Source organism: Streptomyces sp. URMC 124 (genome assembly GCF_051386455.1).
Lineage (GTDB): Bacteria > Actinomycetota > Actinomycetes > Streptomycetales > Streptomycetaceae > Streptomyces.
On the sequence record NZ_JBPQTS010000282.1, the window covers coordinates 1 to 3,571 of the forward strand.

General features: G+C 73.6%; 3 protein-coding genes and 1 pseudogene. 1 reads left to right on the forward strand and 3 read right to left on the reverse strand.

Annotation, left to right across the window (positions count from 1 at the left end):
* Positions 1–1,121: zf-HC2 domain-containing protein (locus ACSNOG_RS32120; protein WP_436756231.1), on the forward strand; the 1,121-nt coding region annotated here is incomplete at its 5' end.
* A 162-nt stretch (positions 1,122–1,283) separates the two neighbouring features.
* On the opposite strand, the gene purU is transcribed toward ACSNOG_RS32120, so the two are convergent.
* From purU to ACSNOG_RS32135, 3 genes and pseudogenes are all read right to left on the reverse strand, one after another.
* The gene (gene purU, locus ACSNOG_RS32125; RefSeq protein ID WP_436756232.1) at positions 1,284–2,177 is read right to left on the reverse strand and encodes a formyltetrahydrofolate deformylase; all 894 of its coding nucleotides are present in this window, start codon (positions 2,175–2,177) and stop codon (positions 1,284–1,286) included.
* A gap of 115 nt (positions 2,178–2,292) precedes the next feature.
* On the reverse strand, positions 2,293–2,793 hold the full coding sequence (locus tag ACSNOG_RS32130; RefSeq protein WP_436756233.1) for an SCO4402 family protein: 501 nt from the start codon (positions 2,791–2,793) through the stop codon (positions 2,293–2,295).
* An 84-nt stretch (positions 2,794–2,877) separates the two neighbouring features.
* Positions 2,878–3,571 (reverse strand): annotated as a pseudogene (locus tag ACSNOG_RS32135) (hypothetical protein); the annotation flags it as partial.

Consider the following 3,571-nt stretch of genomic DNA (forward strand, 5'->3'; position numbering starts at 1 on the left):
CACCCTCCCCCACGCCCGCTCCCGGCCCCACTCCCGAGACGGCCCAGCACACTCCCGAGACGGCCCGGATGTCCCACAAGGTACTGAAATCCCTCCTCGGCGCCTGGGCCCTGGCCGCCTGCTCCCCCGAGGAGACCGCGGCCGTCGAGGCACACCTGACCGACTGCGCCACCTGCGCGGACGAGGCCGTACGGCTGCGCGAAGCCGTCGCCCTGCTGCACCCGGAGGACAATCTGGACCTCGACCCGCGGCTGCGCTCCCGCGTGCTGGCCTCCTGCCTGGGCCGCCGCCCGGCCCGCGTCCCCGTGCCCTCCTGGGCCGCTCCCTACGACGCGGAGACCGCCCGGCTCGACGCCCTCCTGCGCGACTTCGGCGAGGCGGAGTGGCAGGCGCCGGTGCGGCTCCAGTGGTTCGACGGGACGCGGGCGGTGGAGCGCGACATGACGGTCGCCGCGGTCATCGGCCGGCTCACGGCGGGCGACGGCCCTGTCGCCGCGGCCCTGGGCCTCCCCGAGGCGCCGCAGGAGCCGGAAGCCGCCGCGGGCACGCCCGGCGCGGTGCGCACGGAGTGGCGGAGCCAGGGGCACGCGCTGATACGGAGCGCGTCGTTCGCGGACGGCGACGCCGCGGAACTTCCCGTTCCGAGCGGGCGGTTCACGCTCCCCCTGCGCGACGCCTTCCTCGGCCGCGCCTTCGCGTGCTGGATCCACGCGGAGGACATCGCCGACGCCGTCGACTACCCCTACCGCCCGCCCGCGCCCGGCCACCTCCACGACCTGGTCGACCTGACCGCCCGCATGCTCCCGGAGGCCATCGCCGGCCGCCGCCGCGCCGGCCTCGCCCCGCCGCCGCGCGCCCTGACCGCGGCGGGCGCCCCGGGCCGCACGCTCCACCTGGAGGTCGAAGGCAGCGGCGGCGGCCACTGGTACGTCCCCCTGGACTCCCCCGCCGCCACGGCCACTCCGGACGACGAGGTCGCCCACGTGGCCCTGGACGCCCTGGAGTTCTGCCACCTGGCCGCGGGCCACGTCCACCCGGAAGACGCCGCAGCGGGCCACACAGGCGACCGCGAGGCCATCCTGGACGCCCTCTACGCAACGGCTTCGCTGTCGCGGATGTGAAACAGCAGTGGGGCCGCATCACAGATGCGGGCCCACCGGCCGGCAGCGTCGCCGTCAGCCCCTGCTGGAGCGCTCCTGCGGGAGGCGGGAGGCGGGAGGTGAGGAGGCTGGAGGCGAGGAGGCTGGAGGCGAGGAGGCTGGAGGCGGGGCCGCCCGAATCGTTTACGCGAAGACGACCGTGCGGCGGCCGTTCAGCAGGACGCGGTGCTCGCTGTGCCACTTCACCGCTCGCGCGAGCGCCTGGCACTCCACGTCGCGGCCGATGGCGACGAGCTGCTCCGGGGTGACCTGGTGGCCGACGCGCTCGACCTCCTGCTCGATGATCGGGCCCTCGTCGAGGTCCGCGGTCACGTAGTGCGCGGTGGCGCCGATCAGCTTCACGCCGCGGGCGTGCGCCTGGTGGTACGGCTTCGCGCCCTTGAAGCTCGGCAGGAAGGAGTGATGGATGTTGATGATCTTGCCGGAGAGGACCTTGCAGAGGTCGTCGGAGAGCACCTGCATGTAGCGGGCGAGGACGACCAGCTCGACGTTCTCCGCCTGGACGAGCTCCAGGAGCTTCGCCTCCGCCTCCGGCTTGTTGTCCTTCGTCACCGGAATGTGGTGGAACGGGACGCCGTAGGAGCCGACGAGCTCGGCGAAGTCGGTGTGGTTGGAGACCACGGCGGCGATCTCCACCGGCAGGGCGCCGATCCGGGAGCGGAAGAGCAGGTCGTTCAGGCAGTGGCCGAACTTGGACACCATCAGGACGACGCGCATCTTGTCGTCCGCCCGGTGGATCTGCCAGTCCATGTGGAACGAGTCGCCGATCGCGGCGAAGCTGGCCCGCAGCTTCTCCAGGGTGACGGGCGCCTCCGCACCGAAGTGGACGCGCATGAAGAAGAGCCCGGTGTCGTGGTCACCGAACTGCTGGCTGTCCTCGATGTTGCACCCGGTCATGAAGAGGTAGCTGGACACCGCGTGGACGATGCCCTGCTTGTCGGGGCAGGAGAGGGTGAGGACGTACTGCTCGGGCTGCGCTGGGGCCCCTTCGGCGGCAGGGGACTGGGAGGCGTTCATAGCCCAATAGCCTCGCACACCCGCGGGGCCCGCCGGACCGCCCGGACCCCACCGCGCCCTGCGGCGCGGCCCACGGCCCGGCCGCAGCCCGGCGGAGCGCAGCTGCCGGCGCGGCTCAGCGCACCTGCGTGAGCCGGTCCAGCACGTCCAGCGGGCGCGGCGGCACCTCCGGCTCGTCGCCGTCGTTCAGCGCCAGCCGTACGTGCGCTTCCCGCGCCGCCTGCACGGCCTCGGGCCAGCCGGGGTGCGCCAGGTACGCCGAGACGGGCGCGTCGGGCCCGACCTGGTGCATGATCCGCAGGACCCGCAGCACGGCCAGGTCGACGAGCGCGGCCTCGCCCGAGTCCCGGAAGATCGTCCCGATGTACTTCTCGGCCGACCAGTTGTCCAGCCAGGTGTCCTCGACCAGCCGGTAGACGGCGTCGGTCACGTCCCCGAACCCCGCGTCGCCCGCGAGCCAGCGCTCGCGCTGGAAGTCGGGGTCCGAGAGCATGTGCAGCGCCGAGCGCACATGCGCACGCCAGCGCCACCACGGCATGTCATTGAGCGGCATGCCGTCCATGGTGGTCGAGCGGCGGCCGCGGCGGGAAGACTTCTCCGAACCCTGCATAGCAATCGATCGTACGTTCCCACCCGGGCGGCCCGCCCCGGCCCCCGGGATTCGTACCCACCGCGCCCCGCCCGGGCCGCGCCCCGGCCCCTACAGCTGCGCCCAGGAGTGCTGCGACAGCCCGTACTTCTTGGCGATCGGGTTCCACAGCTCCGCGGCCGCCTTCTTGGCCGTGGTCGCCTCGCCGCTGGCGCGGTCGCCCGCGGCGCTCTCGCCGGACGGGCGGGCGTGGCCCTTGACGCACCCGTGCTTGCCGCCCACCTGGTCCGCCCAGGCGGCGTAGTGGGTGTCCGCGGACGCGGAGGACTTCCAGGCCTTGGTCAGCTGCGCCGAGAGCTGGGCGCTGTCGGGCAGCTTGTCGATCGGCGTCTTCTGGAGGCGGGTCACCAGGCTGTCGCGCTGCTTGGCGGCGTCGCGCAGGTCGGAGGCGGACTTGCCCAGGTCCTTGCAGTTACGGGTGGAGTCGACGGCCTTGATGACGGCGTCGCGGCTGTTGTTGCTGTCCTTCAAGAGGGCGTCCAGGGCCTTGGCCTGGGCGAGGGCCGGGTCCGCGGGGTCGGCGGACGGCTTGTCCTCCTTCTTCCCGCCGTCGCCCTCCGGCGCGCTGCTGGGCGCCGCGGAGCTGACCGCGGTGTTCTGCGGGGTGTCGCTCTTCTTGTCGTCCCCGCCGCCGCTGAGCAGCGCACCGGCCGCGAGCCCGGCGGCGGCACAGCCGGCGACGACGATGCCGACGATGGCCGCGGTGGGCAGCTTCCGCCGGGAGGGCGGGGAGGCGGGGGCGGGC

Bases quoted from the DNA above. Each gene is read 5' to 3' on its own strand.
- purU (WP_436756232.1), bottom strand. From the start codon at position 2,177: ATGAACGCCTCCCAGTCCCCTGCCGCCGAAGGGGCCCCAGCGCAGCCC.